The sequence below is a fragment of the Anoxybacillus sp. MB8 genome, from assembly GCF_011006755.1.
GTDB lineage: Bacteria > Bacillota > Bacilli > Bacillales > Anoxybacillaceae > Anoxybacillus > Anoxybacillus gonensis.
In genome coordinates, this window is the sequence record NZ_RXXX01000073.1 from 1 (window position 1) to 5820 (window position 5820).

General features: G+C 38.1%; 5 protein-coding genes. 1 reads left to right on the plus strand and 4 read right to left on the minus strand.

What is annotated here, in order from left to right:
- Positions 1-471: 471 nt before the first annotated feature.
- The 4 genes from EKC99_RS14900 to EKC99_RS14915 form a co-directional block, all read right to left on the minus strand.
- Complete coding sequence (locus EKC99_RS14900; protein WP_033016621.1) at positions 472-1551, minus strand: copper resistance D family protein; 1080 nt, start codon at positions 1549-1551, stop codon at positions 472-474.
- A gap of 3 nt (positions 1552-1554) precedes the next feature.
- A complete protein-coding gene (locus EKC99_RS14905) occupies positions 1555-2118 on the minus strand; it encodes a copper resistance CopC family protein (RefSeq protein WP_081253598.1) in 564 nt (187 codons plus the stop codon).
- A 10-nt stretch (positions 2119-2128) separates the two neighbouring features.
- Positions 2129-2746, minus strand: coding sequence for a class I SAM-dependent methyltransferase (locus EKC99_RS14910; RefSeq protein ID WP_064214394.1), 618 nt, complete (start codon positions 2744-2746; stop codon positions 2129-2131).
- Positions 2747-2858: 112 nt separating this feature from the next.
- Positions 2859-4046: an IS701 family transposase gene (locus EKC99_RS14915; protein ID WP_163152605.1), complete on the minus strand. Its 1188-nt coding sequence runs from the start codon at positions 4044-4046 to the stop codon at positions 2859-2861.
- A 279-nt stretch (positions 4047-4325) separates the two neighbouring features.
- On the opposite strand from EKC99_RS14915, the gene EKC99_RS14920 reads away from it, so the two are divergent.
- The gene (locus EKC99_RS14920) at positions 4326-5609 is read left to right on the plus strand and encodes a cell wall-binding repeat-containing protein (protein ID WP_163152606.1); all 1284 of its coding nucleotides are present in this window, start codon (positions 4326-4328) and stop codon (positions 5607-5609) included.
- Positions 5610-5820 lie beyond the last annotated feature (211 nt).

Consider the following 5820-nt stretch of genomic DNA (forward strand, 5'->3'; position numbering starts at 1 on the left):
CCATCGCTTTTGGTGTTGGTTTAAAAGTTATTCTAAAAAACTGAATAAAAAATCCTTTTGTTCCGCCCTACCAAGGTGCGAAATATGAGTTCTAAGCGTTCTTGGATATATTTCTAAGGAAAAAATGAATTGTATATGTTTGGATTAGTCTCAATAAAAGCAGCAAAATGTTTGGGATGCAACATAATCAAGATTATAGGAAGTCCTAAATTTTCAGTAACATACACTGCACCTTAGCAAACCTTAAAAGCTATGCTTTTTAGGGTTGGTTAGCCGACTTGGCTTCCCCAAGCCGTCCGAAGAGCGCAGACCCTTTACGCGCCTAACAAGCAAAAATTATAATGGGGAGAGGCAAAGGAAGGAGCGTACTTGGGAAGGAGGTAAAAAAATAAAACGCATTTTTGGCCTGTTGCATTTTTTAAAATGCAACGGCCTAAAAATGCGCCAAGACAAACTCTTTATGTTAACCAATTATTTTATACTCACCATTAGACCAAAATAAGTACAAACTATAAATAACAATCCACAAACTACTGCAAAATATGGCTTCATCTTTTTGTAAAAGCTCAAAAAGATCATAATTAAAAATATAAAACTAAAGAGTATTAAGAAAAATCCTTCAACAGAAAACATTGGTTTTAGATTAACGGGAGTTATAATCGTTTTGCCGATTAAGTATTCAAGCCACTTAGATGCTCCCTCAGATTTAACTGTAAAATCTATATCGTGTGGGGGAGATAAGGTGCCAAGTATACTTGTGAAAAAGAATATGACAGTAATAATGATGGTTTCAGCTTTCAACCAAGCTCGAATATTAAGATTAGGCTGCGCTGACAATCTCCTTAAAAGAATTCCATTGATTAGTGCAAATGCAAGTAAAGGTATGATACTGATATGCTTTAATAATAACATTTGACCATAAGGCAGAACCCATGAATTGATATAATCACTTATATCTACTACAAAGAGCATCACAGAAAAGCCACTTGTTAATATGATTACCATACAACCAATAGCAAATGGTGTAAACCATTTTAAAAAGGTCATCCAGTTATGAAGGTTTTTTGAAAACCATGCAACATGAATGAGAATTCCAGTCCATAATGCTACTGCTAAAAAGTGAATACTGTGAGAAAGCAGCCCAGTCCAAAATGATAATGATGCAACATGGCTAGCGTAACCAACTGCTAAAATCATCAATAATAACCAAAAGGCTTGTAAATATTTCGAACCTTCCACATACACGGTCATCCACAAGAAGGTTGCCACCCAACCAATGAAAATCCACGCTTTTCCAACTTGAAAGTCAGTTAAGATTGACCATGATTTCTGATTAAAATAGTCACTACCATCAGAAAAATAAAAAATGACTTGTAAAACTGGACCAAAGGATGAGACGATGATGCCTAATATAGATAAAAGGAGCATTGGTTTTGGAATAATGATTTTTGGTTTTTTTTCATCAGGTACAAAAGATAATGCAACATGACCAGCAAGTAAAGAATAGAAAATATAGTTAAAAAATTCGCTAAGTGAAACAATGAATGGCAATGCTTATCCCTTCTTTTTCAAGATTGATATCAAACCAACGATAAGAATAATACCTAAGCTAACTGTTAAAATTCTGATCAATGTGCTGGAAGATGTATTTTTTGCTTGACTATCTTCTTCTGTTTTCTGACTTTTTTCTAGTTTCGTATCTTTTTCAATGCTGTCTTGTTTCGTTGTAGAGGTCGTTGACTGGGTTGGCGTTTTTGTCTTATTTTGTGCTACTTTTACATTAAACGGAATTTCGCCAGTGATTGGATGACCGTCTTCTCCAACAATTTTCCATACAATCGTATATGAACCGTTCTCAAGTGGGGTTGAAATAGTACCGATAAGTTGATTGTCTTTCACCGTGATATTGTTCAATGGAATTTCATTTCCATTGTTGAGAAGATGCATTGTGCTTAGTTTCTCTATTTTTGTCTCAAATGTAAGAGTAATTGTTTCTAGTGGTTGAGTTACTGTTTCTTTTGCTTTAGGATTAGAAGACGATAAGTAACTATGAGCATGTCCGATGGATGGAATACATAAAAAGGTAAGAAACATCATTAGAATCATTTTTTTTATCATTTTTAATCACCTAGTTCTTTTTTAATATGATTTTTCGGTACATACCTTTCATCATAACATCTTTATCTTCAACTAAGTAACATTCATGTTTGACCTTTTTGTAAACCTTTTCAAATGAAATACCTATATCAGTACCCAACAGCTTGATGATGGGACGAATTACTTTTTTTCCGAATGACAGTTCTCTATGTTTAGGTGCAAATTTATCAAATATAATAATACGTCCACCTTTCTTCGTTACACGCACGATTTCTGACATCACTTTTTCGGGGGAAGGGACTACGCTTATGACTAAACTTGCTACTACTACATCAAATGAATTGTTTGGAAATGTTAGAGATTGAGCATCCATTTGAATGAATTTTATATTTTCATTCTGATACTTATTTTTTGCTTTTTCCAGCATTTCTTTAGAATAATCAATAGCAACTACATTTATTTTTTCTAATGGACAAAAGGCCAAATCAGCACCCGTTCCTACTCCAACAAATAGAACATTCTCGCCATCTCCAAAAGGAAATTCATGAAATATCTGTTTTCGCGCTGAATAAAACACACCTCTATTAAAAAATAAATCATAAAAAGGAGCCCAACATTTATAAATAATCCGATTCCATTTGTTATTCATTTTCTTTTTCTCCTTTTTACATGGCATTTGAGCATTGATTAAGTCAATTACTGTAGATGAGTATTTTTCATTACAGTAATTTCCATTCCCTAAGAGACAAACAGGGGACCCCTTAGGCGACATGGAGCTGTTTTTTGATCACATCAATGGGAATATCTTGCTTTGCGGCGTCATAGATGAACTCGACAACGCTGTGCCCTTTCCGAGACCGAAGAAGCTCCAGGCCGGAAGAGATGTCTTGTTGAAATTCCGCGATGCTGTATACGCAGGCTAACAGCACCACGACCCAATACCGTTTCACCGCCCGAACGTGGCGAACACGGTACCCATCGAGCTTCAGCTGGTCTTTTGCCTGCCGGAAAAAGCATTCGGTCGTCCAGCGCTGGGCATAGTAACGCAAGATGTCTTCGTCACTCAGCTCCCGGTCGGTGCTCAATATGACATGGAGATGATCCGGCGTCATCGGTTGATCCGCCTTCCAGGCCAGCAGCACCACCGCGTCATCAAGACCGTTGAGCGCGCCTTCGTAGCGGTAGACACGATAGCGCTCGTTCCCCACCGTGACGAGGCGGGTGTCATTTGGCTCGATATAGCGGGCAAACTCCTTCGCTTGGATGGCGATACCTTTCGGGTAGAGAATCCGGTTCGTCTTGAGCATGGCGATGACATGAAATCCTTGTTTCAGACAGGCTTCGATGAGCGCTTGGGACAGATACCATGAATCCACGAGCACATACACCGGCTGAGCCCGCTTCCCCTTGAGCGAGGAAAGCATCTCGATCGCCAGGTCGATTTTGCTTCTTCCCGATGTCTTGTCATACAGACGAAAGGCGAACGGAAACGCTTGCGTGAAGGTGTGCACCATCAGCCAAACAAGCGAATGCCCCCAGACCAATTGATGATCGCTGTGAGAGAAATGCCAGTCACACCCTTGAATGGCGTGCGTTGCCCGTGACGAAGGCTTCGTTTTTTGGCAAATGGTATCATCAATCGAAAGGAACAGGGGTTGATTCGTCCGTTTGGCCAGGCGTTCGATCTGGCGAAGAACCCACTCCTGAAGCTTCTCAAGCAGTTTTTCCTCGTTCCAAGGGCTTTTCGTGAAAAAGTGGCTGAGCGTGGTTCGATGATTCGGATGAAAACTCCAGTACCGGACATCCGTCAATGTCCCCGAAAATCCCTTGGTCGTCAAGGCGTCGACAAGATGAACGAGATGCTTGATGACCGGCTTCGAGAAATAAAGCGCCAATCCCAGCGTCATGAAAAACTTGTGGATTCCTTGATGATGTGCTAATCTATTCATGAGACATGAACCTCCTTGTGGGTAGTTGGTAGCACATCTATTCTAACCAAGGAATCGGGTTCATGTCTCCTTTTTTGTTTGGTTTGTAAATTTATGTTAGCAAATTTGCTCATCTACAGTCAATTAAATAAAATCCATAAATTCTGCACAAATTCAAGATAATATAAAAAAAGTAGAAATATACGGTATGTTGAAAAAAGCTTAAGAGTCTTTAAACAAGTATTTTTTAACAGTTTAATCACTGAACATAATAGAAATCAAGGAGGGTAATATAGATAGATGAACACAAAAAAAATTCTCAAAATGTTAATTGCACTTTTTGCGTCTACTATTATTGCGGCAGGTTGTAGCGCACAAAATGGAAATGACTCAAAAAAAGCAGAGCAATCAATGGAGCATAGTCAGCATAGAAGTAGTCAATCGAATGGAGCAAGCAATGACAAGGAAAACACAGCTATAGTTGTTCAAGAACCGAGTGTATATAATGAAGAAGCGAGTAAAAATCTTCTTACATTGTCAACAAAAAACGTTACTCGATTAAATACTGATGATCCAGTTGAACTTTCGGTATTAGTATCACAAACGGTATGGCCGGCTACTCATAAAGAAAATCAACCAAATGGGATTATCCTAGCTCCCCTTGAAAATTGGCAAGCAACATTGGCTGCAGCTGATCTTATTCATCATCCAAATAACGGACCTATTTTATTTACAAAAAACAATACAATTCCAAATCAAGTGTTGAATGAAATTCAACGTTTAAATCCACTTGGGATTAAAGACGGTACACAAATTTTTGTTATCGGTAACTTGCCGAAACAAGAGTTGGATAAACTAAAACGTTATAAAGTTCAACAAATTAATGAAACCGATTATGCAGCATTAGCACAAAAAATTGATCAATTGTATGCTGAAGTAGCAGGTAAACTACCAGAGAGTGTCATCATTGGTTCTTTTGAGGAAAAAGCAAAACTTTATACGATTCCTGCGGCCAATTGGATTGCTCATATGGAAGAACCGATTTTATACGTTAGTCAAAATAAAATTCCGAAACAAACAGAAGAAGCATTGAAAAAAAGAAAAGGAAAAGCGAATATCTACATTTTAGGTCCTCAGTCCATAATATCAAAGGAAGTCGAAGAGAAGTTAAAAGAATTTGGAAAGGTTACACGAATTTCAGGAGATACTCCAACTCAACAGTCTGTTGCATTTGCGACTTTTAAAGATAAGAAAACAGGATTTGGTTGGGGATTAAACAATCCGGGACACGGTTTATCATTTGTTTCGACCAAATCTCCTGAAATGGCATTAGCAGCAGCGCCTTTTTCGCATTTAGGAAAACATGCGCCACTTATTTGGCTTGAGAATGGCGAACTTACCCCAGAAGTTTATGAGTTTATGGCTACCTTAAAACCAACGTTTGAAAACGATCCAACTGTAGGACCGTATAATCATGCTTATTTATCCGGAACAGAAAAACTGATTTCGTATCAAACGCAAGGGGTTATTGATGAAAAGCTTGAAATTGTTCCAGAGAGTGGAGAAGAGCATGGCAGTCATTAAGAAAAAATTGGAGAATTTTTCATTAACCGTACAGAAACGCATCTGTACGGTTTTTTGTTAGTTCAAACTAAAGCTTTTTCTCCCGTCCCATATTAACTAACTTTATTGATTCGAGTAATTTGTTTTTGTCAATAATAAATTGAGCCAGAGCGATCACTTCAAAAGTGAGCCACTTTTAGAATCAGAGTTCCCATAAATGGGAGAGGGTGGG